Here is a 25,643-nt window from a genome sequence, read left to right on the forward strand (position 1 = left end):
ATCAAAAAAAGCATGCCTTTGGGTAAACGAATGTCATATTTTAACTAGACTCAGCTCTTCTCAACTATCTCATTCTCGTCTACCCTAAACTCAACTAAACTACTTATTACTAACTCTAAACTATCTACATTGTATTACGTTCATCTAAAAATTGTCAACCATGAGACTTTTTTAATTAGAATTCTCTAATTGCTGACTTAACAGGTTTAAAATAAGATCATCTTCCACCTTTTGAACATAAGGTTGACCAATTTCTTCGAGCAAGACCATATACACGTCACTTTGCTTAGACTTTTTATCAGCCTGCATTTTCTTTAATAAACGTTCTTTTTCTAAGTGTGAAGGAATCGATGTTTGATAACCAAACTGTTTAAACCATGAAGCAATTTCGGATACTGGAAACGCTGTTTTTCCTAAAGCGTTGCTTACATCCATAGCGAAAAGCATTCCAATTGCTACCGCTTCCCCGTGGCTAATTTTCCCATATCCACATTCTGATTCAATGGCATGACCTAACGTATGTCCGAAGTTTAAATGCGCTCGAACACCCGCTTCCATTTCATCTTCTTTCACTATCGCTGCTTTAACAGAGATTCCTTTTTTAAGCGCGTGGATTAATGCATTCTCTCGTAAATCACTTAACGTTTTAATCGTTGTTTTCATCCATTGATAGAATTCCACGTCATGAATTAACGCATGTTTAATCACTTCAGCAAAACCGGAACGCCATTCTTTTTCAGGTAAGGTATTTAATAATTCAATGTCATAAAAGACAGCTTCTGGCTGAAAGAACGCACCAATCATATTTTTTCCTAGTTCATGATTAATTGCTACCTTTCCACCGACTGCACTATCGTGGGCAAGCAGGGTTGTTGGAACCTGAATGAATGAGATACCACGCATATAAGTTGCTGCAACAAAGCCAGCTAAGTCTCCAATTACCCCTCCTCCAAATGCAATAATAAGAGCATTACGATCCAGCTGCTTTTCTAAAGCAAACGTTTGACACGCATAGTAATGTTCGAAGGATTTCGCTTGTTCACCGCTAGGCAGTACGTATTTATAAACCGTTGAATACGAAGATAAAGCGTCCATCATTTTATCTCCGTAGCACTCGTTTACTGCTTCATCTGTTAACACTAAAATTTGTGAAGCATTTGGCTTTACGCTTTCGATAACTGATGGAAGTTTAGATAGAATGTTTTCACCTAGATAAAGAGGATATGTTTTAGACTTGGTTTCAATTTGAATTTGTTCCATTAAAATCCCCTCGCATATTCACGCATCTGCTTAATATTTTCAGCAATCGTTTCAATTTGGTCTTGGCCAAACTGTTCTACGATTGCAGATGCTAACTCCCACGCAACAACTGCTTCGGCTACGACACTAGCTGCAGGAACCGCACAGCTATCTGAACGTTCAATACTTGCTTCAAATGGTTCTTTCGTTTCAATATCAACACTTTTCAATGGCTTATAGAGCGTTGGGATTGGCTTCATAACACCTCTAACAACAATAGGCATTCCCGTAGTCATCCCACCTTCAAAACCACCTAAACGGTTTGTTCGTCTTGTGTATCCATTTTTTTCATCCCACAAAATTTCATCATGAACTTCGCTACCAGGCTTTCGAGCAGCTTCAAAACCAAGGCCAAATTCAACCCCTTTAAACGCATTAATACTCATTACAGCCGCAGCAATTTTAGCATCTAATTTACGATCATAGTGTACATAGCTACCAACACCAGCTGGCATACCTTCCACGATGACTTCAACAATTCCGCCGATTGAATCTCCAGCTTCTTTTGCATCATCAATCGCTTGCATCATATCTTTTTCAACAGCTGCATCAAAACACCTAACCGGTGATCGCTCTGTAACTTCCTGGAGTTGTTCAAGAGTTTCATATGCTGGAGGATTAGCTTTAATTCCCCCAATTTCACGCACATGTCCTGCCACTTTAATTCCAAACTGAGCTAAAATTTGCTTTGCTACTGCACCAGCCGCAACGCGAACCGTTGTTTCACGTGCTGAGGAACGCTCTAATACATTTCTCATATCGCGATGTCCATATTTAATTGCGCCATTTAAATCTGCATGTCCAGGTCGTGGGCGTGAGATTTTTCGCTTTACGTCTTCGGCTTCTTCTTCAGAAATTGGCTCAATGCCCATAATCTTTGTCCAATGCTTCCAATCGTTATTTTCAACAACCAGCGCAATAGGAGATCCAAGCGTGTAGCCATGGCGAACGCCACTCACAATTTCTACCTGATCGGTTTCAATTTGCATACGACGCCCTCTTCCATGTCCTTTTTGTCTACGCGCAAGCTCTGTGTTTACATCTTCCGCAGTTAAAGGTAGCCCTGCTGGAACACCTTCTAGAATGGTCGTCAATTGTGGGCCATGCGACTCTCCTGCTGTTAAGTATCTCATCTTTCTACCTCCACTATTATGTATTTTTCAGGAAATCGTCTGAATTTTTATTTTTAAATATGACTATACCATACTCTATGTTACTTCACCACACAAAAAAAAGCGAACGCACTCTTTACTGCCCCTATTATAATTTGCGATAAAAAAACGTATCTACTACTTCCAATCCATATTTCTGAGGTTGAAATACTTGCTCTGTACTTCCCACAAAAAAGACGCCTCCCTTTCTCAATGAATCCGAAAACTTCTGATAAAGCTGATGCTTTGCCTCTTCAGTGAAATAAATAAGCACATTGCGACAAACAATTAAGTCAAACTGTTGTGAAAAGGGATCCGCAAGTAAATTATGTTTCTTAAAAGTAACCGTCTTTTTAATCTCATCGTTTACTTTGTAAAACAATCCTTGACTAGTAAAATACTTGTTTTTTATATGTACCGGCACTTCTTGTAGTGATTTTTCTGCATACAACCCTATTTTGGCTTTTTCAATAACCGTTTCATCCAAATCTGTGGCTAAAATTTTAATGTGTGAAAGCGGATAGTATGAAGATAAAACCATCGCTAATGTGTATGGTTCCTCTCCTGTAGAACATGCCGCGCTCCAGACTTTTAGCGTTTCGTTCCCCTTTGTTAACTGAGGTAGAATCGTTTCTTCTAACACTTCCCAACGCTTTCGATTTCGATAAAACTCTGAAACATTAATTGTGATTCTATCTAAAAATTCAGTCAATAAATCCTCTTGATAAGCTAGGGCTTGATAATAGGTATGGAAGCTAGTAAACCCTTTCTTTTCATATAAAGATACTAACCTTCGTTTCATTTGTGCCTCTTTATATAACGACAAGTCGATACCTGTTTTCAGCTTAATTTTGCGAACAAACTCTTCATATTCATTTGTCATAAATAAGACCCCTATCTATCATATTACATATTTCTTTTTATTCCATTATATCGGAATCTCGTTTATCGATGTTAAATTTCTCCATAGAAAAAAGCAAATGAATTAGATTCATTTGCTTTTTTTCGTGGTAATTGTCTAATTGTCTGCTTAATAAAGTAAGCTATTTAGCTGTTTGTTATATGATACTACCTCTGACTCTGAGAAAAACAGCGCAATTTCGCGTTGGGCACTCTCTGGAGAATCTGAACCATGAATAACATTTTTATCAACAATAAGCCCATAGTCTCCTCGAATTGTACCTGGAAGCGCTTCTTGAGGATTTGTTTTCCCCATCATTTGACGTGCATTTGCAATGACATTTTCCCCTTCCCATACCATTGCAAATACTGGTCCTGATGTAATAAAGTCAACTAGCTCTTTAAAAAATGGCTTTTCGCGATGTTCTCCGTAATGTGTTTCAGCCAAATCTTGTGATACGTGCATTAACTTTGCGCCTACTAATTGAAACCCCTTTTTTTCAAAGCGAGATACAATCTCTCCCACAATACTTCTTTGTACCCCGTCTGGTTTGACCATTAAAAAAGTTTGTTGTATCATTTTCTCTCCACCCCTGAAGTTATGATATGTAAAGCGAATGAAAGCGTAATCACACTCAAGAAAATCTTACCACTCTTTAGGTTGTTTTACAACGTACCAAAAATATTTTTTTAAAATTTTCTTTTACCAATGTACTTAGCAATCTGGTATAACGCTTTACGCGCTTTATTATCTGGTAACTCTTTCAAGATGATCATGGCTTTTTCAAGGTAACGCTCACTTACTTTAACAGAGCGATCAATTACGTCAGAAGAAGTAATATACGTAATAATTTCAGAAATAAGCTCCGTTTGATCGTCTGCTACAAATAACCTCTCAACTTTAAGACGGAAATCTGGATCCTCTAATGCGTAAAGAACAGGCAGTGTGATGTTCCCCTGTAGCAAATCACTTCCTACCGGCTTACCAAGCTTTTCTTCCGAAGACGTAAAATCCAAAATATCATCTGTAATTTGAAACGACATTCCCACATAGTAACCGAACAGGAATAGCTTTTTATGTATAGATTCTGGAGCACCGGCCGCGATTGCTCCCAGCTGACAGCTTGCTGCAATTAACAACGCTGTTTTTCGCTTAATACGACGCAAGTACGTACGCAAGTCTTGATTTAAATCATATTTATCTTTAATTTGTTCAATCTCACCTAGCGTTAGTTCAACCATCGTATCAGATAAGATTTTATGAGCATCCACTTGTTCAATTTTAGTAATAGTTTCAAGCGCACGCGCAAAAATATAATCCCCCGTATACATAGCAATTCGATTATCCCACTTGGCTTTAATCGTTGGCTTACCCCGTCTCATATCCGCATCGTCAATCACATCGTCGTGAACTAAAGACGCCATGTGTATCAGCTCAAGGGCTACTGCGACATGCTTAATCTGATTGACATCATAAGAGCCAAACTTGCCGGCTAATAAAACAAAGACAGGGCGAATTCTTTTTCCCCCTGCCTGTAAAAGGTGAAGAGATGCATTTGTAATTAATGCCTCTTTTGTTTCAATCCTTTGCTCTAATTCTTTTTCAATTAGTGCAATATCCGTGTTTAGAAAAGTATACATCATTTTTAATTTCATTGGACTCACCTAGCATTATAAATTCATTTCAATCGTTCGATGTTACACTACTTTACACATTAATATTTATTACAATTGTCTCTATACTCGTTTGTACCCTAAATGCATTGCAGCTACTCCACCGGTATAGGTTTTAACTTCAATGTCTTCAAATCCTGCTTGTTTAAACATTTCAGCCAGTTCTTTTGGGCCTGGGAAATCGCGCGCTGATTCTTGAAGCCATGAATATTCATCGTAGCTTTTAGCAAATAGCTTCCCAAATGCAGGCATAATATATTTAAAGTATAAAAGGTACGCTTGTCGGTAACCAATCATGGTTGGCTGAGATGTTTCTAAACATGCCACTTTCCCACCTGGCTTTACTACTCGGTACATTTCTTTCAATGCTGCCATATAGTCAGGAACATTTCGAAGACCAAAGCCAATTGTGACATAATCAAATGAGTTATCTTCAAACGGTAAATTCATTGCGTTACCATGCAATAATTCAACATTTAAAAATGATGATTGGTTCACTTTTTCATGCCCAATCTTCAGCATGTTTTGACTAAAATCAAGCCCAACAGCTTTACCAGTTGGACCTACAGCTTCAGCCATAGCTAATGTCCAATCAGCTGTTCCACAGCACACATCCAGTGAAGTTGTCCCTGGCTGTACGTCCATTCGCTTCATCGTATCTTTTCTCCATGCTTTATGACGCTGAAAGCTAATTACTGAATTCATTTGATCATAATTTTTATATATTTTCTCGAAAACTCCATGCACACGCTCTTCTTTTGATTGCTGCATACTATCCTTCTCCTACAACATTTTTAAGACGCTCTAAGCTGCCAATCATCTCGTATAAATGCTCTTTTAACGGCTCATTAATGAAAGGTGAACCTGCTGCTAGGTATTGCTTTACCACAGCAATTGATGGTTCACTTGAAGCATAAAGCGCTTCTTGAATTCCAATGCTTTTCATTCCATTTTTATAATAATTGTCTAATAAAATCGAGGCTTCTTGTTTTGCCAACTTTATTAGCTGGGTTGAAATAGCGTTTAAACGACAGGCATGTTCTAAAAGCTCTCGCCACTCCGGACAATTAAAGTAATCACATAAGGAATTAATAAGCGATGATTCAACCGTAAAGAAATTCGTCATCATATCCTGTACGTCTTGTGTTTGGTTATGATAGATGTGGATTTTAGCAATATTAATTTCTTTAATAGACGAAGCAATTACCTTAATTAAGTCAATTTGCCCCGTTTGTGCTAAGTAATAGTAATACAAACCGCTATAATAATCACCTGCTAATACTGTTAGCTGTCGCTTGTGCAGTTGTGTTCCTTCACTATCAACATCTTGAGTAGAGACCAGGTCGTGGGTATCTAGTGCAGTTTGCACAAGCATAACTGACAGCGCACAGCGACTCCATTTTTGCTGTTCAAGTGAAAGAGTCGTTAAAAACGAGCATATGTATAATAATTTATTTTCATCTACAGTTGGATGATGAATAAATTTTTGAACATATGGATGACTCAACTCAGCATGAATTTGTTCTTTCATGTCTGCAACCGTATCGTAGATGTTTTGCACATTCATCACCCTTGTCTCCCTTTCAGTCACTGCTTTTTCCAAAGTAAATTCGATAGTGTCAATTATACCATAACTAAAGGTTAATTTAACCTTTAAAATCATAATCGACGGCTAGGTTATGATTTGATTTTATCGCATTTTTATTTTTTCCATTCTTTACATGTTGTTATTCACTTCACTTGAAATGGTCGTGTATACCATAAAAATAAAAGCAGGAAACTCCTGCTTATTTTTTAACGTCGGATTCAACCTCACCATGAACCGTTTGGATAAGTGCTTTGCCTCTTATTTTAATTGCTGACGTATGCTCTGTGAATTGAGCAATCATCACTTCGCCTTTATCTAGCTTTTCAGAATGATGAAATCGTGTATCTGCACCTCTTGTTAGACCAATAACATTTACACCATCTTCCACTGCTTTGATGACGATGTATTCCGGATTCGATTTTTGTGCCATAATTTTCCCTCCATATCTAGCCAATTACGACTTGATTAATGATAATACTTCTGCGCGTGCTGCTTGGTCGTGCTCAAATACTCCTCGAACCGCTGATGTAACGGTCATAGCTCCTGGTTTCCGAACGCCTCGCATTGTCATGCACATATGTTCAGCTTCTACAATAACCATGACTCCATGAGGAGATAAGGTTTCCACGATAGAATCAGCAACTGTAGACGTAATCCTTTCTTGAAGCTGTGGGCGCTTAGAGACAGCCTCCACTGCACGTGCAAGCTTACTTAATCCAGTTACGCGACCACCTTTTGGAATATATGCAACATGAACCTTTCCATAGAAAGGAACCAAGTGATGTTCACACATTGAATGAAAGTTGATGTCTTTTACTAAAACTAACTCTTCGTGTTCCTCGCCAAATATAGTTTTAAAATGTTCGTTTGGATCTTCGTTCAATCCCGAAAAGACTTCTTCATACATTTTAGCTACGCGCTTTGGTGTATCCAATAGCCCTTCTCGATTTGGATCTTCTCCAATCGCTTCTAAAATCTGCCTTACTGCTTGTTCGATTTGTTCTTTATTTACAGCTGACATCCTGTAGCCTCCCATTCGTTGCATTACGACGTAGTTAAAAAAATTCTAGCATATGTATGTACTAAAGGCAAAAAAGAAAGGTCGCAAAATATGCGACCTTTCAAAGCTCTTGTATTATGACTATAAAAATAGACATTTTATGTAAATATTATTTTACAGCGTCTTTAAGAGCTTTACCTGGTTTGAATGCAGGAACTTTGCTTGCAGCGATTTCAATCTCCTCACCCGTTTGAGGGTTACGACCTTTACGCGCAGCACGCTCACGTACTTCAAAGTTACCAAAACCAATTAGTTGAACTTTGTCACCGTCTTTTAAAGCATCTAAGATTGTATCAAAAACAGCATCAACTGCCTTTGTAGCATCCTTTTTTGAAAGCTCACTCGCTTCTGCAACAGCATTGATTAATTCTGTCTTGTTCATGCCATTCACCTCCTCCCAAAAATCGGATCATATAAAAACTAAAATCCCATTACAAAAGGAATCTAGTAATCGACGATATCTCATTTGTTAACAAAATTAACGAATATTATACATAACCTATGTATCAACAAGCCTAATAATAAACGATTGTTATGAATAATTCAACGTTTTTCATTTTGTCTCGGAGACTTCCATACCAAAACTAGTATGTCCAATCGATTTCTTTTAAAAGATTAACATATCGCTAATAGCATAGCAAGCAGAAAATCGTTATATAGTAAAAAACAGAAACATATGTTCTTTCACATACTTTTTACCCTTTATTCGTTCTGATAATATCCAACATTTTCCAACCTTCAGCTTTTAAACATAAGAAAAAGGCTCCTTATTAAAAGAGCCTGCAACCGTCTATTATTAATCAATGTTATAAAATAATCGCAATTAAACCACCTGAGCCTTCGTTGATAATACGCTCTAGCGTTTCTTTTAGTTTGTAGCGTGCATTTTCCGGCATTAGCGAAAGCTTTCCTTGTATACCTTCTCTTACAATAGAGCTTAATGATCTACCAAAGATATCTGAATTCCAAATTGACAGTGGGTCATCTTCAAAATCTTGCATTAAATAACGGACCAGCTCTTCACTTTGTTTTTCTGTACCGATAATTGGAGCAAACTCAGATTCTACATCCACTTTAATCATGTGAATTGAAGGTGCAACGGCTTTTAAGCGAACTCCAAAACGAGATCCTTGACGAATAATTTCCGGCTCATCTAGGCTCATATCTGCTAAAGATGGTGCCGCAACCCCATACCCAGTTTGCTTCACCATACGAAGCGCATCTGATACTTGATCATACTCCATTTTAGCATGCACAAAATCCTGCATAAGCTGTAATAGGTGGTCTCGACCACGAATTTCAACACCTACAACCTCTTTTAAGATTTGATCATATAAGTCATCCGGAGCATATAAATCAATCTCAGCAATTCCCTGCCCCATTTCAATCCCTGCTAATCGAGCTTGCTCAATGAATTCGAATTCTGTAAACTGAGCCACTACCCGATCAACATCGCGTAATCTTTTAATATCTTTTACCGTCTCTTGAACTGCTTCTTGATAACTTTCACGTAACCAATGCTTATCTTTTAATACCATAACCCAGCTCGGCAAGTTAACATTAACTTCTAGCACAGGGAATTCATATAGGGCTTCTCTTAGCACATTTAGAACGTCTGTATCACGCATACTTTCCACGCTCATGGCCAACACTGGAATGTCATACTTCTCGTTAAGATTTACTCTTAGCTTCTCCGTATCTGGGTGGTAAGGCTGAACGGTATTAATAACCATGATAAAAGGCTTTCCTACTTCTTTTAATTCATTGATTACTCGCTCTTCCGCTTCTAGATAGTCATGGCGTGGAATATCTCCAATTGTGCCGTCTGTTGTAATAACAACACCGATTGTAGAATGCTCTTGAATTACTTTTCGAGTGCCAATTTCAGCAGCTTCATGAAACGGAATCGGCTCTTCATACCAAGGAGTATTAATCATTCTAGGACCATTTTCATCCTCGTAACCTTTCGCACCTGGAACTGTATATCCTACACAGTCTACCAATCTTATGTTAACATCTAGCCCATCGTCCACTTGTACGCTAACCGCTTGATTTGGAACAAATTTGGGCTCAGTTGTCATAATCGTTTTTCCTGCTGCACTTTGAGGCAATTCATCTTGCGTTCGTGCTCGCTCTGCTTCATTTTCAATGTGAGGTAATACCATTAGCTCCATAAACTTCTTTATAAAAGTTGACTTCCCTGTTCTTACTGCACCAACTACCCCTAAATATATATCGCCTCCTGTACGTTCGGCGATATCCTTAAACACATCTACCTTTTCCAAAAGATCCCCTCCGATCTATGAGTTCATAGGATATGACATCCATTGCGAGAGTAAATTAGGACATTATATAGTTATGACGTTGTCCTATTAAAATATGACTTTCGATAGAAAAATTTATAATTTTTTTCATGCACATGCTGACTCAATCACAAGTTAGGCTAAAATTTCTTATAAGAAAGAGAAAACCCCTTCTCTCTGAATTTTATTCAGCGAGAAAGGGTTCATGACTCATTTTTCTAAAAATATTGGCTCATTTGTTTTTTCGTCGATGGTATAGGGCAATGAATAAGCCGGAACAAAAGAAGAATGCTCAACTAGAAGATTCCGGATATCTTCTCCTTCTTTATATGTATGTTTATGCTTTTGCAATACTTCATATAAGTCCGATGAATAATCTACAAACAGCTCACCTTTCCCATTTAATACAAGAGGAAGTAATTGACCGCTATAAGGACTTACAACTGTAGGTGGCTCTTTCATGTTTAATTTTTTATAGTCAATAGAAAAAACACCATCGGCAATGACCTCTTTAAATGGCGCATAACCACTATGTTTTTGTCTGTATAGATTCAGATGAATATTTACCTCTTTGATTTGTTCAGCCATTCGTAAATCTATTAATTTAACGGTTGGATTCTCCTCTACATCCACCAGCATATATGAAAAAACGCCTCCGCTTTCAAACGCTGTACCGGGTGGCTCTTGCATATAGCGTGGGCTGAGCTTGTTAAATTCAATGGGATACTTTTGATAAATAGGCGTATTGTTATCCCTTGTTTTAATTGGTAATAATCCTCCGCTATCTTTTTGAAAGTCATCAACCGCTTGTTGCACAGCTGCAAGCTGATCTTTATAAGGCACCTGATTTTGAGATAGATTAGCCTCAGGGTATAAGCAAGCTGATAATAAGAATGTTATGCTACAAAAAATTATAAATAGTAAGATTTTTCTCATTAAACTTCACCCTATCAGTTTTTGTTATGCTCCAGGTGTTGGTCCACTAAAGACAACAAGCACCATAATGAATCCCGCAATAATCATTAATGTATAGGCAATGAAAGCGAGTACATATTTAAATATAACATTTTTAATTTTGTAACGACTCAAATAAATAGAAAACACAGAAATAAACATAAATACAATTGAACCAAGTGAAATCCACATTTTTAATAACGCTGGCGACACCGCTCACCCACTCCCCTTCTTGCTCTCATTATAGCATAGGAAGTCCATATTTCGTGTAAAAAGAGGGAATTTAAGGATTCTATTAATTGACTCCAAATAAAAAGCCGAAATAAAGGGGGCACTTTATTTCGGCTACAACTAAATATTCCCATGAAGAGTTCCACTCATCTTTATTTACATGTTATTTTATGCAACTACAAGTGATTCCGCATCACCAATTGCCTATTTTTTCTACATTTCTTTGCAAGTTAGTTCTTTCGTTCTCCTAAAATGTTCGCTAAATCTTCCATTTCATGAGTTTTCGTACGAGACATTAAAGAATCTACAGCTGCTTTTGCACTAACATCATTAAACAGTACATCATATAACGCTTGGGTAATTGGCATTTTTACATCATATTTTTCAGCTAGCTGGTGGGCAGCTTTCGTTGTCCGAACACCTTCTACTACCATCCCCATATTATCTAGCACTTCTTCCAATTTATGACCTTTGCCTAGCATGTTCCCCGCACGCCAGTTTCTTGAATGTACGCTTGTACACGTTACGATTAAATCACCGATTCCAGTCAATCCTGAAAACGTAAGTGGGTTTGCACCTAATACGCTACCAAGTCGCGCAATTTCTGCTAATCCACGCGTCATAAGTGCAGCTTTAGCATTATCACCATAACCAAGGCCGTCAGTAATTCCAGCAGCTAATGCAATAATGTTCTTCAACGCCCCACCAATTTCTACCCCTATTACATCTGGGTTTGTGTATACGCGAAAATATTGGTGATTATTAAACAAATCTTGTACTTTTTCGGCTGCTTTCATATTCTTAGAGGACGAAGTGACAGTAGTAGGCTGTCTTCTACTTACTTCCTCTGCATGACTTGGTCCAGATAAAACCACTACGTCCTGTAATTTAGCAGGCTCCATTTCTTGTTCAATCATTTCAGAGATGCGAAGCAGCGTATCTGGTTCAATTCCTTTACTAACATGAACAATTGTTAACGGATTGGTCGCAACCTCTCCAAGGCTTTGTAACACTTCACGAATTGCTTTTGTTGGAACAGCTAGAATAACTGTTTCTACTCCAAGAATTGCTTCTTCTAATGATGTGTAGCCTCGCATAGTCATTGGAAGCTCTACGCCGGGAAGGTATTTTTTATTTTCATGCATTTCATTAATACCATCAATTATTTCTTGGCGATGTCCCCATATACGTACATCATGACCATTATCCGCTAATACAAAGCCCAAAGCTGTGCCCCAGCTTCCTGCACCTAATACCGCAATTTTCTCCATGTTATCTGCACTCCTTTTTATTTTCGTGATCGAGCAATAATTCGAATTGGTGTTCCTTCAAATCCAAACGCTGCGCGCAGTTTGTTTTCTAAGAAACGCTCATAAGAGAAGTGAAGTAGTTCAGGATCATTTACAAACACAACGAAAGTAGGTGGTTTAATCGCTACCTGCGTTGCGTAATAAATTTTAAGACGTTTACCGTTATGTGTTGGTGTTGGGTTCATCGCAACTGCATCCATGATCACATCGTTTAAGATACTTGTTTCGACACGCATTGCATGATTTTCATTTACCATATTAATAACTGGTAAAAGCGTATGCGTACGTTTTTTTGTTTTCGCTGATAAAAAGACAATTGGCGCATACGTTAGGAATTGGAAATGTTCACGAACGTTTTCTTCAAACTTTTTCATCGTCTTATCGTCTTTTTCTACTGTGTCCCACTTATTGATAACGATAACAACTGCCTTACCTGCTTCTTGTGCATAACCGGCAATCTTTTTATCTTGTTCAATAATTCCTTCTTCTGCGTTTAATACAACTAAGACAACATCTGAACGTTCAATCGCTCGTAACGCACGAAGCACACTATATTTCTCTGTGCTTTCGTATACTTTACCGCGCTTTCTCATACCAGCTGTATCAATAACAACATACTCTTGTTCTTCTTTTGTAAACTTTGTATCAATCGCATCACGAGTCGTACCTGCAATATTACTTACAATAACGCGGTCCTCACCTAGCACAGCATTTACAAGTGATGATTTCCCAACATTTGGTCGACCAATCAAAGAAAACTTAACAACATCGTCTCCATAGTCTTCATCTTCATCTTTTGGGAAATGCTTAGCTGCTTCGTCTAATAAGTCTCCTAAGCCCAAACCATGCGTTCCTGAAATAGGGAATGGCTCTCCATACCCTAAAGCATAGAAATCATAGATTAATTCTTTCATTTCAGGGTTATCAATTTTATTGACTGCTAATACAACAGGTTTTTTAGATTTGTATAGAATCTTTGCCACTTCTTCATCAGCTGATGTAATACCATCTCGTCCATTTGTTAAAAAGATAATAACGTCCGCTTCATCAATAGCAATTTCAGCTTGTTGCTTAATTTGCTCTAAAAACGGCTCATCTCCAATATCAATTCCTCCTGTATCAATGATATTAAAGTCCATATTAAGCCACTCTGCTGAGCTATAAATACGATCGCGCGTTACGCCTGGAATATCTTCAACAATTGATACGCGCTCTCCTACAATTCGATTAAAAATCGTTGACTTCCCAACATTTGGTCGGCCTACAATCGCAATAATTGGTTTTGGCATGCGAATCTTTCCTTTCTTTGATCTGTTCTATGTATAAATAGCAACCTTTTGCTTATTCGTTTCACAATTGAATATTTTTAATAGATAAGATCATTCATTTTCAAAAACCGAGGTCATGCAAACATGCATGACCTCAAATTATTGCCTACTAGTCAATATGTTATTTACATGTATGCAACAATTAAGAGTACTCTCTCAATCAAACAATTCTATCAAAAAAGCTGCTTCACAACAACAAATTTTTCAGAAAATCAATTATTAGGCTTGACCGGACTATGCTTTTGACGCTGGAATTTTCCTAACAACCAATCGAACTGTGATGCAAGGGACCGCACAACTTTCCAAATAAAAAGAAGCATTAGTACAGTAGCTACAAGGTCAAGGAGCATTGGCTGTCCCACAGGATGCGGCATTGAGATATTCGTGACTATTAAGCTATATAGAAAATCTCCCCCTAACAATCCTAGCAAAATAACGATACATCGCATGTGATCATCTTTTACTAGAAGAAAAACAATATATAAAATAATAGCTGTTAACAGCCATTGTCGGTTCACAAAAATCCATACTGGATCATACAGTTCTAACAAACAAAAGCCTACATAAGCAAACATGACAATCAGTGAAATAAATAATACGTATAATTGCTTTGAAGTTTTAAGCCTTGAACTATCTACACACACCATAACTAATAAGAAAAGATAAGTATAGCTAACGAAAAATGGACCTATCCAAACGGACGTTGTTGATAGCATAATGCTTATCAACAACAACATCGACACCTTCCACCGTAAACACGTTTTATGCAAAAAAAATGTTGAAATGACCCATCCAATCCAAGCAAACCAATAGAATAGAAAACCTTCCATCTTCTCAACTCCCTATTTCTTCATTATGTATCAGTTTTACAAAAATTAACCCTTTGCATAAGCATAGAAACACAAACTTCGGTAAACCTATAATGAATCTAAATAAGGAGGTGAAAATTATGGGAAAAGACCGTCAAGAGAAAAAGCTAAAGAAATCAAAGCGAGTTGAATCAGATCGCGACCAAGGCTTGCATTATCCAGGTGCAACTAGTTTACAAAGCCCTGAAGAAGGGAGAGATACCAATGGACAAAGATAAGAGGCTGATGATTCTTTCTCAAAGACGAATCGTGACGTTTCTAAACAATTTAGGTTGTAGCAACCAGTCCGTTCCATTGCGCTGCAGACACTCGCTGTCCGCGGGAAGGAGTCTGAGCATCCTCGCCGCACTGCGGGGTCTCAGCCTTCCCTCTAGTTTCCGCATGATTTACTTGTCCTACGCCGCTCCATTCCATTAGTTTTTTAAATTGGTTTTCCAATTAACAAAAAAGCCAAACTATAAAAAGGGTTACCCCTCAATAGTTTGGATATAATATTGGCTTAAATACTTATGTCCTAGCCTCGTATTTTCATTTTAAAACAGGATTCGAAACCGAATAAACAGATTTCTGTTGTCCTGTAAGCAAAAAGAGTAGCGCTCCAATTAAGAGAAGTCCACCTGATAGATAAAATCCTAACTCCATGCTTCCTGAGCGATCAGCAAAATAACCAGTGATATATGGTGCAAAAATAGATGAAAGCATCCCGCTAAAATTAAAGAATCCATACACTTTAGAATACATTGTAGATGGCGTAATAGATGCAATGTATGAAATGAGGATTGGATCTAACGCTAATTTCCCAATCAGCCCATACACTATGAGTCCAACTAACAGCCAAACATAGCTATTTGTGTAGGGGATAAAAAATTGACATAGTGCCCCAGCAATTGACAAACTAACAATCAATGCTTTTTTATTTTGAATTCGATCGGACATGTAGCCAAAGAAAATGGCTCCAGGAATAGATGCCCAAGGTACTAATGAAGCAATAATACCTGTTTCCGAAGCTTCAAGACCCCTAGAGCTTTGTAGGTAATACGGTAGCCATGTTAGCATTCCAAAAAAACCGTAAAGTGAGCAAAAGATTAAAATGTACACTAGAATATGGTTTTTCGTAAATAGTTTCCGCAGTGGTTCTTTTTCTTTTGCTTGTACCTTACTCTCCTTTGCTCTCCCATCTTCCACAAACAGTGCAATTAAAATAGCTACAATTATAGTTGGTACAGCAAAAAGATAAAAAGTGAACTGCCATCCTTTATCAAGCGTATATGTAATATACGATGAGCCGATAAAACCTAGTGAAATACCAAATGCCATACCGCTGTTAATCAATGCCGACACAAGCCCTCGATATCTTTCTGAAGTGATGCTTGAAGAGATACCGTACTGTGATCCATAATAAGTACCTTCTCCAAGGCCAGTTAGTGCACGCATTAGTAAAAACATGCCGAACGTCGTAGCCAAGCCAGTTAAAAAGGTTGCTACCCCAAATAAGATATATCCAATAACAAGCACCTTCACTCTTCCAAAACGATCTGCTAAAAAGCCCGTGGGAATCTGCATAGCTGCATAGGAGGCAAAAAACACCGTAGACATTAACCCGAGCTCTGTTTTTGTCAGCCCCCACTGCTCTCCAATATCTCCCATCACCGGAGATAAAATATTGCGATCTGCATACATGAAAACCCAGCCTAAAAAGAATAGAAAAATGGTCAGTACAGGATGTCCTTTTTTCATAACCACACCTCTTTTTTCTGTATTTTCAGACTATTATACATAATAAACGTTTGTTATTTCATCCAAGTTGTCAGGTTTTCTGCCTGCTTTTTTTACTATGATAGTGAAAATCCGATTCAAAACAACAAAACAAGCACACGGTATCGTATGCTTGTTTTGTTGTTTTGGCTATCTATTATTAAACTTTTCAATCGACACTGGTCGCTGACATAGCCAATCATAAGTTTTTCCCGTAATAACAAGCGGAACTTGCTGAAGCTCTGAAATAGAACCAGTACCTAATGCAACCATGATGAACCTTAATTCTTCATGGAGTTCTAAAACTTCTTCGATAACAGCTTCTATACCTGAATCCATTAAAACAGACAGTAGACGCCCAGCTAATCCAGTTGCTGAAGCACCTAAAGCGAGCGATTTGGCTACATCCATTGCTGTTTGAATACCTCCAGAGCCGATAATTGAAATACCGCCTACACTCTGTGATACTTCTGCTAAAGATGCTGCGGTTGAAATTCCCCAATCGTTAAAAAAATGAAAATGATTCTCACGCCTCTCATTTTCGATTTTCGAAAAATTCGTACCGCCGTAACCCCCAACATCAATAATACTCACGCCGACTTCTTTTAGTTTAGTCGCTGCCGCAGCGCTCATCCCAAAACCTACTTCTTTTGCTATAACAGGTACATCTAAGGCATTCACAATTTGTTCAATGCGCTTTAAAGCTCCCGTAAAGTCCCGATCTCCTTCTGGCATAACTAGCTCTTGAATTACGTTCAAGTGGATTTGCATCCCATTGGCTTCAAGCATATCAACAGCCCGCTTTGCCTGATCCACTGTCGCTTCGCTTCCAAGGTTAGCAAGGATGATTCCAGCGGGGTTTTCTTGCCTTACTACTCGATATGTTTTTTCTTCTTCTTCGTTTTTAATCGCAGCCATCTGCGAACCTACAGCCATCGCTAAATTACAAGCGCTAGAAACTCGTGCTAGAGAACGGTTAATTTCTTCCGTCTCTAACCCGCCGCCTCCAGTCATTGCATTGATAAAAATTGGCGAACTCAGTGAAAGTTCGCCAATCTTTGTATTTAACTGGACATCTTTTACACTTTTATCTGGCAAGCTGTTATGCACAAACTGAATGTCGTCGAGTCCGTGTAAGCGATGTTGTCCGGTTTGAATCGCATGATGAATGTGATCGATTTTTCGTTTCGCTCTACTCACCAAACATCACCATTATTTTAGTTTTTTTAATTGATCTCCAATCATGTCGCCTAACTGAAAACCTTTTGATTCTTCTTGAATATTGTAGTCACCATAATCCACCGGCTCTTCTTCCTCAAGGTCACGAATGCTTAATGAAATTCGACGTTCGCTTTCGCTCACATCTAATACCTTTACTGTAACCTTTTCTCCTTCAGTTAATACTTCATGAGGAGTACCAATATGTTTGTGAGAAATGTGAGAAATGTGTACAAGCCCTTCTACACCAGGTAATACCTCGACAAAAGCTCCAAACGATACTAATCGGCGAACAGTTCCATCGACTACATCACCTTGTTTAAGCTTTGAAGAAATATTGTCCCATGGTCCCTCAAGCGTATCTTTAATTGATAAAGAAATACGTCCGTTTCCTTTATCAACTGATAGTACTTTTACCTTTACGCTATCTCCTTCTTTTACTACATCAGAAGGCTTTTCTACTCGCTCGTGTGAAAGTTGAGAGATGTGAACAAGACCATCAACGCCTCCAACATCAACAAAAGCTCCAAAGTCTGTTAAGCGCTGCACTGTTCCTTCCAGTACTTGACCTTCCACTAAAGAACTAAGAGCTGTTTGTTTCTTTTGCGCGTTTTCTTCTTCAACAACAGCACGGTGTGATAGGATAATACGATTTTTTTCACGATCGAGTTCTACGACTTTAACCGTTAACGTTTGGTCTTGATAGCTAGCAAAGTCATCAACAAAATGCGCTTCAACTAAAGATGCAGGGATAAATCCTCGCACACCAATGTCTGCTACTAATCCACCTTTAACAACTTCCTTTACAACAGCTTCAAACACTTCGCCTGTGCTTAGTTTTTCTTCTAAATCATCCCAAGCTTTTTCTGCATCGACTGCTTTCTTAGACAAGACTAATAGCTCTTCTTCAACTTTAATTACCTTTGCTTGAATCTCTGTACCTTCTTTAATTACATCACTTGCTTTTTCAATATGTAAACTTGATAATTCACTGATTGGAATAACACCATCTAGCTTGCTGTTGGCAACTTCAACTAGAACTTGCTTATCTTCAACTTTCGTTACAGTTCCAGTTACAGTTTCGCCAACTTCTAATGCTTTTACTTCTACTTGATTCATATCTTCTACCATCGTCTTTTCCTCCTTCAATATCTAGCAGCAATATATTTTCAGATAAAAAGCAGCGAAGCTCTTATCACTATATATCCTTGTATCTATTTTTGTATAGAAAAAACTCTCTTTGTTACTAACTTCTAATAAATAGAATCTTTTGTCAAGCGAAAAGCTTATTAACTATTGGTATTTTTCAATCAATTTAGCAATTTCACTCATAATTGCTTCCGTCACTTCATCAGCAGATGCACGGCGTTCTCTAAACTCTGACATATCTAATGGCTTTCCATACACTACTTTCACTTTAGAAAATGCTTTATATGGACCAATAATTGCACACGGTACAACATCAGCTGTAGAACGCAGTGCAAAAAAACCTACTCCCGCTAACCCTTTTTTTAGTTTACCGTCTTTACTTCTTGTTCCTTCAGGGAAAAGGCCAAGCACTTTTCCTTCTTTTAGAATTCCTAATCCTTTTCGTAGAGCTTCACGATCTCCCACGCCGCGCTTTACTGGAAATGTTTCTAATTTAGGTAAAATGGTTTTTAAGACGGGTGCATCAAACAACTCTGCTTTGGCCATGAACGAAATCGGACGAGGGCATGTAATCCCTACGGTAGGGGGATCAAGGTTATCAATATGATTTGAGCACAGCAATACCCCACCTTCTGATGGGATATTCTCTGTACCAATTACTTCATAACGATAAACAGGTTTTAATATACCGCGTACTACTGAACGTGCAAATGTATAAAAGCTCACAGCATTCCAACCCTTTCATGCGTAATAGAAAGTATTTTTTCAACGACACCTTCAATTGACAATGCTGTTGTATCAATTTCAATTGCATCATCTGCTTTTTTCAAAGGCGCGACTTCACGCTCTGAATCAATTTTATCTCGACGAGCAATGTCAATTTTATGCTGTTCTAGATTAGATGGGAAACCTTTTCTCACGTTCTCTTCATGACGACGCTGAGCTCGCTCTTCCACTGATGCAAGTAAAAAGATTTTCACTTCTGCATGGGGAAGGACGTGCGTACCAATGTCACGCCCATCCATTACAACGCCTCCATTTTGAGCTAACTTCTGCTGTCGAACGACCATTTCTTCACGCACTGATCGGTGTTTAGCAACGATTGATACTGAATTTGTCACCTCTGCTGAACGGATCTCGTTGGTTACTTCTTTACCATTTACACTAACAACCTGTCCATTTTCAGAAGGTTTAAGTTCAATCTCTGTTTCATTTAATAAACGAAGTAACGCTTCTTCGCTTTCTAATTTAACCCCTTGCTGCTGGGCTTGATACGTAAGGGCACGATACATCGCACCTGTGTCTACATAAATATATGATAAATTTTCTGCTATAATCTTTGCTACTGTACTTTTCCCAGCTGCAGCAGGTCCATCAATAGCAATTGAAATTTGCTTTTCCATAAATCCTCCTTGACGTGCTAACAAGAACATATTTTTCATTAATTTCTTTTTACACGAAAAAAAAGAGCAGGTTGCCCCCTGCTTTTTTAATCATTGTTTCTATTTTATCATATCGCCGCTTTACTGGTCGAACGTTTCAATAATTTTGTTGAAATTATTTTTTGCTACTCCTTCATACTGTATAACCTTTGAAAAATAGGTTGTATGTTCGCTGTAAAATAAAAGAGCCTGAGCAGCAAACAAAAAGAAGAACTGAACAATAACAAATTTCACTAATAAGCTTTCAATCCGCTTCATGTTAATCTCTCATTCCATTATTGTATTTACATACTAGTTTGGAACGAACAGGTTTAATTTATACTTACTTTATAACAATCCCTTTCTTCTTAACTCGAGCTGACGCTTTAACGTATAGCGCATTAGTAGCTGTTTTGCTTTTATATTTGGACTCAAAAACTCTACGGATAGCTGCCCTTGCTGTTCGTTAATTGGCTGTTCAACACGAACAAGCTTACCTTGCAGTTCAAGAGTTACCTCTTCCTCTTCATGCTTTAGTAATAAGCCTACCTTAACTTCTTCATTCACTTTAAAATCACTTCTTTCAGACAGGTTAATACAAACCCCTCCGGCACTTAAGTCTCTCGTAAAGCTCTGCAAGGAGTTTTTCGCTTCACCATATTTCTCCATAACTACCGTTAGCGTTACAGGAACTCGAAAGAAATTTCTTCTCTGTACAGCTTCTAAAGAATCGTCTCCCGGATAGTCTAATTCAATAACAGGTATATCTTTAATTGCTCGATCTTTTACTTCTGTTGAGAATCCATAAACGGCTTTATCTTCCCCTACGAACATGGCGTTTAATTTTGTTCCCTTCATTAGGAAAGCTGTTTTTTTGGTCTTTTCGTTAAATGGATAATCAATTATCAGTTTGTGTTCTGTACAATCAACCACTTTACATCGATAGGTGATTTGATCTTCTTCACTTTCTAAGTTAAGCGGCATTCCAACTTTAATCATATAAAAGCCCCCCATTTTATTAGTATTCCTACTATTAAAAATAGTAAAATATACTTAATTTGTAAACATATTTTTAGTCTTATATACTCATTTAACCTCCAATAAATAACATGATTCCTTATATAAAATAAAAAAGCCTTCAAGTATTTTGCATACTTGAAGGCTTTTCGATTAAACTTCGTCATAGATTGGTTCAGCGTTTTGTAATTTATCTACTTTTTCTTCAAATCCTGTTTTTGCATTTACAAAGATTCGATACGTATCGTCATTAATTGTACCAAGAAATTCGTAACACAATACTTCTTCCTGTAAGTCGTTTTCAATAATGGCTAAGCGATCTTCCATCACTTTAAGGTTTGGATTTAATTTTGATTTAGCTTCTTCTTTTGTAATCGTTGGTTCAGGAATGTCCCTTGTACGATGTCGTAATAAAAACTCTTTTGCTGAGAAGCCAGCTACCGTTCCATCATCCAACGCCATTTTCATCTTTACAGCATCGGGATAAATACGCACTCCACTTTCAGTTTCTTCAACAAATGTAAAGACACCAAGATTATCGTACTGAGCGCTTTCAGACATTACAAGGCTTTCAAAGCGATGATCTTTTAAAAATTTATTGGCTTTTTCCATTGCTTCGTTTAGGCTAATATTTTGTTTTTTGACGTCTCTGTTTTCTAATACCCAAATCGGATATCCACCTTTTTTCGTAATATCCATATAAATCTCTTGCTTTGTTGAAGGGTCTTTAATTGTTAAGCTGTAAAAAGGATAATTAGCCCCCTTACCACTTTCCACAATGTGCATTTCTTCTTTTCCTTTTAAATCTAAAAACGATCGTGCTACTTCTTTGGCAACTCTTTCATCTACTTCACGACCTTTAAGCTGGCCAAATGCTTTTTTCTCTTCTTCGTTTGATGTATTTGTAATACCTAAGTCTGATTCAGCATAGGAATCCATGCTCTTTTCGACAGTTTTCAAGCCATCAATAATGGTATTGTCACCCTGCTTTTCTTTTGTTGCTAAAGCTAGCTCTACATCCATCCATCTTAAATTATTATCAATAACCAAATGCTGAACTGTACGCATTTCGTTCTGAATTTCAGATGACTTTTCATACAGAGAGTTCAATGTCTTATACTCTTTATCTGTAAGCGGTGATTTACTGAGATCTCTAACAGCTACCTCGTATGCAAAATCGCCAATATCGGATAAGAACTCTTCCGTTTTATTAAAAGGTAACAGCGCTAATGGCAATTGTCCTACATTGCTATGCGCTTCTGAAGTTAAACGCCATACTTCTGCAAGCGCTGGCGATAATTGATCTCGAGAACTCATCGCTAATGTCCCGCCGATTTTATCATTTAATAAATCAAGCTCGTACGATAAATCATGAAACGCTCGTTGATACGTATTTTCGGCTTGTAATAAAACAGCATCTTTTTCTTGATGCTCTGTATACCCCCAATATCCGACTCCTACCACACCAACTGCTAAAATTGTAATTAAAATTGTTCGAATCATTATTATCACCTCTCTTAATTACAGAAAATGTGTTTACCGATTTGTTTAATTTGCGGTCGTGACCAAATCCATGCGCTAGTTGCTGTATCTGGATTAAAGTAATACATTGCATTACCAGTTGGATCCCAGCCGTTAATTGCGTCCAATACAGCTTTTTTTGCCGTTTCATTTGGTTCTAGCCAAATTTGTCCGTCTGCTACGGCAGTAAAGGCTCTCGGTTCAAAGATAACGCCTGCTACTGTGTTTGGAAATGTTGGACTGTTAACTCGGTTTAAAATAACAGCTGCTACCGCTACCTGTCCGTTATACGGCTCGCCTCGCGCTTCTCCATATACAGCATTAGCCATTAGCTGTATATCATTTTGTGAAAATCCATTTGGAACATTTAAAGCTGTTGGCTTTTGCGCTTTTTCTTGCTGTTGTTCACTGCCTCCATTAGTAGCAGCTTTGTTAGTTTGATTTTGTTGAGGAGTAGCTTGATTATTATTTCTACCTTCTGATTGCTGCTGTCCTCGTGACTGTTGACCTGTCGGCTGTTGTTGCTGACTTTTGGATTGTGATTTTGCATTTTTTTGTACATTGTTCTGACTAGACTTTGCTGAAGAACCTTTTTGTTTATCAATTGGAACTCCACCGTAATGGGTAAATTTATTTCCTTTTTTCAACTCAGTCTTTACATGATACTCATAGTATTTCGTTACGTCTGCTAACTTTTGTTTGGTTTGCGCTCCGGCTAATCCATCAATCTTTTTTATACCAAACTCATACTGGAAATTTCGAAGTGCCCAGTACGTACTCCATCCAAAAACACCGTCAATTTCCCCATTATAAAAGCCGATGTACTGTAAGCGAGACTGCAATTCAATAACGTCTTCCCCTACTGCGCCCTGTTGAATGACTTGATTGGTAAATGCTGATGAAGATTGCGGATTAATCATTGTTATTGCTAATAAAGAACATACGCAAGCTGAACAAATATACTTTGTAATTCGTCCCATTAAAAACATTCCATAACCTCCTACATCGTATGTAAGTGATAAGATGATAAGAGTATTTTTTGTAAAGGATGTTTTTTTATACAGGCTAGGAGAAATTTGCTCAAATAAACAAAAAAAAAGTAGCTTTCTTATGAAGAAGCTACGTCTTTTTATTAGGCAATAAACACTTTTTTCGCTTGCTTTACTTTGCGTAATCCCAACCACCATAAATAAATCATAAATGGAATAATAATAAAAATCCAATTATCCATGGTGATAATAATATAATCATAAATACCATGTAATAAAAATGGTGTACCGATTGAATAGAGCGTCCATTTTATTTTTTCATTTCCTTTTGAAAATTTTGCTTTTCCTAAGTAATAACCCATAATAACTCCAAATAAGGCATGGCTAGAAACCGGTAGAATCGCTCGACCAATTGCTGATTCTAAACCGTTAGCAAACAAGTAAAAAATATTCTCAACAGTAGCAAATCCTAACGAAACAGAAACACCGTATACAATGCCATCATAATGCTCATCAAACTCAATGTGTTGATATACTGTAAAAAATAAAATAAACCATTTAAAAAATTCTTCCAAGAAGCTAGTGGAAACGAACGCTTCTACAAAAGGGGAATGAAGTAAATTTTCTTCTTGAAGCACATATTGGATAAACATAATCGGCAACACAAGCATCGCGCCAAAAATGAAAGTTTTTAAGACCATTGAAATGGGTTCAGTTTCATACTCATCTTTTAAATAAAAAAAGCTCAGTAAAGCTAGTCCAGGCGCAATACCTGCAGATAAAATCGCCAACATAAAGCAGCGCCTCTTTTCATCTGTTTTTTTCCATCGTATCATGTTATTGTTAGAAAGAAAATCATTTATCTACTACCTAATTGAAAGTAGCAAAGACTTTTAACAATTTGATAACGAAAGGATGTCATTATGAAAACTCTTTATATCATTCACACTGGTGGAACTATTTCAATGAAAGAAGATGCTCAAACTGGATCAGTAAAACCTGATGATCATAATCCTTTACAACACTCCACACCTTCCATCGCTAGCTTAGCAAATGTAATTGTTGAAGAAGCGTTTCATTTACCTTCGCCCCATATTACGCCAAAAGAAATGCTTACGTTAGCAAAAAAAATTGAGCAAAAGATTGAGACCGATCAAATTGATGGCGTCGTGATTACACATGGTACTGACACGCTTGAAGAAACTGCTTACTTCCTGGACTTAACAACTAAAACAGATATTCCAATTGTATTAACAGGTGCCATGCGCTCTAGCAATGAAATTGGATCAGACGGACCTTATAATTTTATTTCTGCAGTTCGCGTTGCTTCAAGTGATGCAGCTAAAGGAAAAGGCGTTCTCGTTGTCATGAACGATGAAATTCACACAGCTAAGAATGTGACTAAAACACATACAAGTAATGTAGCTACCTTCCAAAGCCCTCAATACGGACCAATTGGTATTGTGACAAAGCAAGAAATATCTTTTCATCATATGCCAACAGAGCACGAATTTTACCCTGTAGATAACATTGACAAGCAGGTCGTTTTACTGAAGGCTTATGCGGGTATGGATGAACAACTTTTTCAATCACTGGCATCTTTACATATTGATGGCTTGATTATTGAAGCTCTTGGTCAAGGAAACTTACCTCCACGCACCTTACAGGGTTTACAGCAACTATTGGATAAAAACATTCCAATTGTATTGGTATCTCGTTGCTTTAATGGGATTGCACAAGATGTATATGGATACGAAGGTGGAGGAAAACATTTAAAAGAATTAGGCATGATCTTCTCAAATGGACTAAACGGCCAAAAAGCCCGAATTAAACTGTTAGTTGCTCTTCAAAGCTCTTCAAACCAAGAAGAAATCCAAGAGATCTTTCATCATTAATAAAAAGACAA

General features: G+C 37.6%; 28 protein-coding genes. 2 read left to right on the top strand and 26 right to left on the bottom strand.

All coding sequences use genetic code 11. The features are described 5' to 3' along the window. Window positions 1-171: 171 nt before the first annotated feature. The 16 genes from aroB to LZP85_RS14385 form a co-directional block, all read right to left on the bottom strand. Window positions 172-1,260 (bottom strand): 3-dehydroquinate synthase, encoded by a 1,089-nt coding sequence (gene aroB, locus LZP85_RS14310; RefSeq protein WP_206782084.1) that lies wholly within the window; start codon window positions 1,258-1,260, stop codon window positions 172-174. Beyond that, window positions 1,260-2,432 (bottom strand): chorismate synthase, encoded by a 1,173-nt coding sequence (gene aroC / locus LZP85_RS14315; protein WP_234561768.1) that lies wholly within the window; start codon window positions 2,430-2,432, stop codon window positions 1,260-1,262. Before aroC ends, aroB begins: the two co-directional genes overlap by 1 nt. A 127-nt stretch (window positions 2,433-2,559) precedes the next feature. Beyond that, window positions 2,560-3,333, bottom strand: a complete 774-nt coding sequence (locus tag LZP85_RS14320) for a CheR family methyltransferase (protein ID WP_025908790.1) — start codon at window positions 3,331-3,333, stop codon at window positions 2,560-2,562. 147 nt (window positions 3,334-3,480) lie between these two features. After that, window positions 3,481-3,930 (bottom strand): nucleoside-diphosphate kinase, encoded by a 450-nt coding sequence (gene ndk / locus LZP85_RS14325; protein ID WP_025908386.1) that lies wholly within the window; start codon window positions 3,928-3,930, stop codon window positions 3,481-3,483. 110 nt (window positions 3,931-4,040) lie between these two features. After that, complete coding sequence (gene hepT / locus LZP85_RS14330; protein ID WP_119542517.1) at window positions 4,041-5,006, bottom strand: heptaprenyl diphosphate synthase component II; 966 nt, start codon at window positions 5,004-5,006, stop codon at window positions 4,041-4,043. A gap of 81 nt (window positions 5,007-5,087) precedes the next feature. After that, window positions 5,088-5,795 (bottom strand): demethylmenaquinone methyltransferase, encoded by a 708-nt coding sequence (locus tag LZP85_RS14335; RefSeq protein ID WP_119542516.1) that lies wholly within the window; start codon window positions 5,793-5,795, stop codon window positions 5,088-5,090. 1 nt (window position 5,796) lies between these two features. After that, window positions 5,797-6,591, bottom strand: a complete 795-nt coding sequence (locus LZP85_RS14340; protein WP_224839982.1) for a heptaprenyl diphosphate synthase component 1 — start codon at window positions 6,589-6,591, stop codon at window positions 5,797-5,799. A gap of 220 nt (window positions 6,592-6,811) precedes the next feature. Further along, window positions 6,812-7,042, bottom strand: coding sequence for a trp RNA-binding attenuation protein MtrB (mtrB, locus tag LZP85_RS14345; protein ID WP_025908382.1), 231 nt, complete (start codon window positions 7,040-7,042; stop codon window positions 6,812-6,814). A gap of 24 nt (window positions 7,043-7,066) precedes the next feature. Beyond that, a complete protein-coding gene (gene folE, locus LZP85_RS14350; RefSeq protein ID WP_076512199.1) occupies window positions 7,067-7,633 on the bottom strand; it encodes a GTP cyclohydrolase I FolE in 567 nt (188 codons plus the stop codon). Window positions 7,634-7,781: 148 nt separating this feature from the next. Beyond that, on the bottom strand, window positions 7,782-8,054 hold the full coding sequence (gene hbs / locus LZP85_RS14355) for a non-specific DNA-binding protein Hbs (protein ID WP_025908380.1): 273 nt from the start codon (window positions 8,052-8,054) through the stop codon (window positions 7,782-7,784). A 424-nt stretch (window positions 8,055-8,478) separates the two neighbouring features. Continuing rightward, window positions 8,479-9,957 carry a stage IV sporulation protein A gene (gene spoIVA / locus LZP85_RS14360; RefSeq protein ID WP_025908379.1) on the bottom strand — a complete coding sequence of 493 codons (1,479 nt, stop codon included), beginning with the start codon at window positions 9,955-9,957 and terminating at the stop codon, window positions 8,479-8,481. A 228-nt stretch (window positions 9,958-10,185) separates the two neighbouring features. Beyond that, window positions 10,186-10,911 carry a hypothetical protein gene (locus LZP85_RS14365; protein WP_061785455.1) on the bottom strand — a complete coding sequence of 242 codons (726 nt, stop codon included), beginning with the start codon at window positions 10,909-10,911 and terminating at the stop codon, window positions 10,186-10,188. 24 nt (window positions 10,912-10,935) lie between these two features. Beyond that, window positions 10,936-11,142, bottom strand: coding sequence for a DUF2768 domain-containing protein (locus LZP85_RS14370; protein ID WP_025908377.1), 207 nt, complete (start codon window positions 11,140-11,142; stop codon window positions 10,936-10,938). A 248-nt stretch (window positions 11,143-11,390) separates the two neighbouring features. Beyond that, window positions 11,391-12,431, bottom strand: a complete 1,041-nt coding sequence (locus LZP85_RS14375) for an NAD(P)H-dependent glycerol-3-phosphate dehydrogenase (RefSeq protein ID WP_119542514.1) — start codon at window positions 12,429-12,431, stop codon at window positions 11,391-11,393. A gap of 17 nt (window positions 12,432-12,448) precedes the next feature. Continuing rightward, window positions 12,449-13,759, bottom strand: a complete 1,311-nt coding sequence (gene der, locus LZP85_RS14380) for a ribosome biogenesis GTPase Der (RefSeq protein ID WP_119542513.1) — start codon at window positions 13,757-13,759, stop codon at window positions 12,449-12,451. A 251-nt stretch (window positions 13,760-14,010) separates the two neighbouring features. After that, window positions 14,011-14,628, bottom strand: a complete 618-nt coding sequence (locus LZP85_RS14385) for a YphA family membrane protein (protein ID WP_119542512.1) — start codon at window positions 14,626-14,628, stop codon at window positions 14,011-14,013. 119 nt (window positions 14,629-14,747) lie between these two features. Between LZP85_RS14385 and LZP85_RS14390 the strand changes: the two genes are divergently transcribed. Then, a complete protein-coding gene (locus LZP85_RS14390; protein WP_064484030.1) occupies window positions 14,748-14,885 on the top strand; it encodes a YpzI family protein in 138 nt (45 codons plus the stop codon). A 310-nt stretch (window positions 14,886-15,195) separates the two neighbouring features. On the opposite strand, the gene LZP85_RS14395 is transcribed toward LZP85_RS14390, so the two are convergent. The 10 genes from LZP85_RS14395 to prsW all read right to left on the bottom strand — a co-directional run bounded on the left by LZP85_RS14395 (window position 15,196) and on the right by prsW (window position 24,531). After that, a complete protein-coding gene (locus tag LZP85_RS14395; protein ID WP_076512197.1) occupies window positions 15,196-16,404 on the bottom strand; it encodes an MFS transporter in 1,209 nt (402 codons plus the stop codon). Window positions 16,405-16,572: 168 nt separating this feature from the next. Further along, on the bottom strand, window positions 16,573-17,622 hold the full coding sequence (gene fni / locus LZP85_RS14400) for a type 2 isopentenyl-diphosphate Delta-isomerase (protein ID WP_226639364.1): 1,050 nt from the start codon (window positions 17,620-17,622) through the stop codon (window positions 16,573-16,575). Window positions 17,623-17,634: 12 nt separating this feature from the next. Continuing rightward, the gene (rpsA, locus tag LZP85_RS14405) at window positions 17,635-18,771 is read right to left on the bottom strand and encodes a 30S ribosomal protein S1 (RefSeq protein WP_206782089.1); all 1,137 of its coding nucleotides are present in this window, start codon (window positions 18,769-18,771) and stop codon (window positions 17,635-17,637) included. Between the two features lie 162 nt (window positions 18,772-18,933). Further along, a complete protein-coding gene (locus LZP85_RS14410) occupies window positions 18,934-19,515 on the bottom strand; it encodes a lysophospholipid acyltransferase family protein (RefSeq protein WP_025908370.1) in 582 nt (193 codons plus the stop codon). After that, window positions 19,512-20,192, bottom strand: coding sequence for a (d)CMP kinase (gene cmk / locus LZP85_RS14415; RefSeq protein WP_119542511.1), 681 nt, complete (start codon window positions 20,190-20,192; stop codon window positions 19,512-19,514). Before cmk ends, LZP85_RS14410 begins: the two co-directional genes overlap by 4 nt. A 120-nt stretch (window positions 20,193-20,312) precedes the next feature. Beyond that, complete coding sequence (locus LZP85_RS14420; RefSeq protein ID WP_160169862.1) at window positions 20,313-20,489, bottom strand: YpfB family protein; 177 nt, start codon at window positions 20,487-20,489, stop codon at window positions 20,313-20,315. A gap of 69 nt (window positions 20,490-20,558) precedes the next feature. After that, window positions 20,559-21,209 carry a flagellar brake protein gene (locus LZP85_RS14425; protein WP_025908368.1) on the bottom strand — a complete coding sequence of 217 codons (651 nt, stop codon included), beginning with the start codon at window positions 21,207-21,209 and terminating at the stop codon, window positions 20,559-20,561. A 171-nt stretch (window positions 21,210-21,380) separates the two neighbouring features. Continuing rightward, window positions 21,381-22,730, bottom strand: a complete 1,350-nt coding sequence (gene ypeB / locus LZP85_RS14430; RefSeq protein WP_119542509.1) for a germination protein YpeB — start codon at window positions 22,728-22,730, stop codon at window positions 21,381-21,383. A 14-nt stretch (window positions 22,731-22,744) separates the two neighbouring features. After that, the gene (gene sleB, locus LZP85_RS14435) at window positions 22,745-23,737 is read right to left on the bottom strand and encodes a spore cortex-lytic enzyme (RefSeq protein WP_374955872.1); all 993 of its coding nucleotides are present in this window, start codon (window positions 23,735-23,737) and stop codon (window positions 22,745-22,747) included. A 143-nt stretch (window positions 23,738-23,880) separates the two neighbouring features. Further along, the gene (gene prsW, locus LZP85_RS14440; RefSeq protein WP_025908365.1) at window positions 23,881-24,531 is read right to left on the bottom strand and encodes a glutamic-type intramembrane protease PrsW; all 651 of its coding nucleotides are present in this window, start codon (window positions 24,529-24,531) and stop codon (window positions 23,881-23,883) included. A gap of 129 nt (window positions 24,532-24,660) precedes the next feature. Here prsW and LZP85_RS14445 point away from each other — a divergent pair, with 129 nt between their 5' ends. Continuing rightward, window positions 24,661-25,632, top strand: coding sequence for an asparaginase (locus tag LZP85_RS14445; protein WP_119542508.1), 972 nt, complete (start codon window positions 24,661-24,663; stop codon window positions 25,630-25,632). Window positions 25,633-25,643: the final 11 nt, after the last annotated feature.

This window comes from Priestia flexa, from assembly GCF_021441905.1.
Lineage (GTDB): Bacteria > Bacillota > Bacilli > Bacillales > Bacillaceae_H > Priestia > Priestia flexa.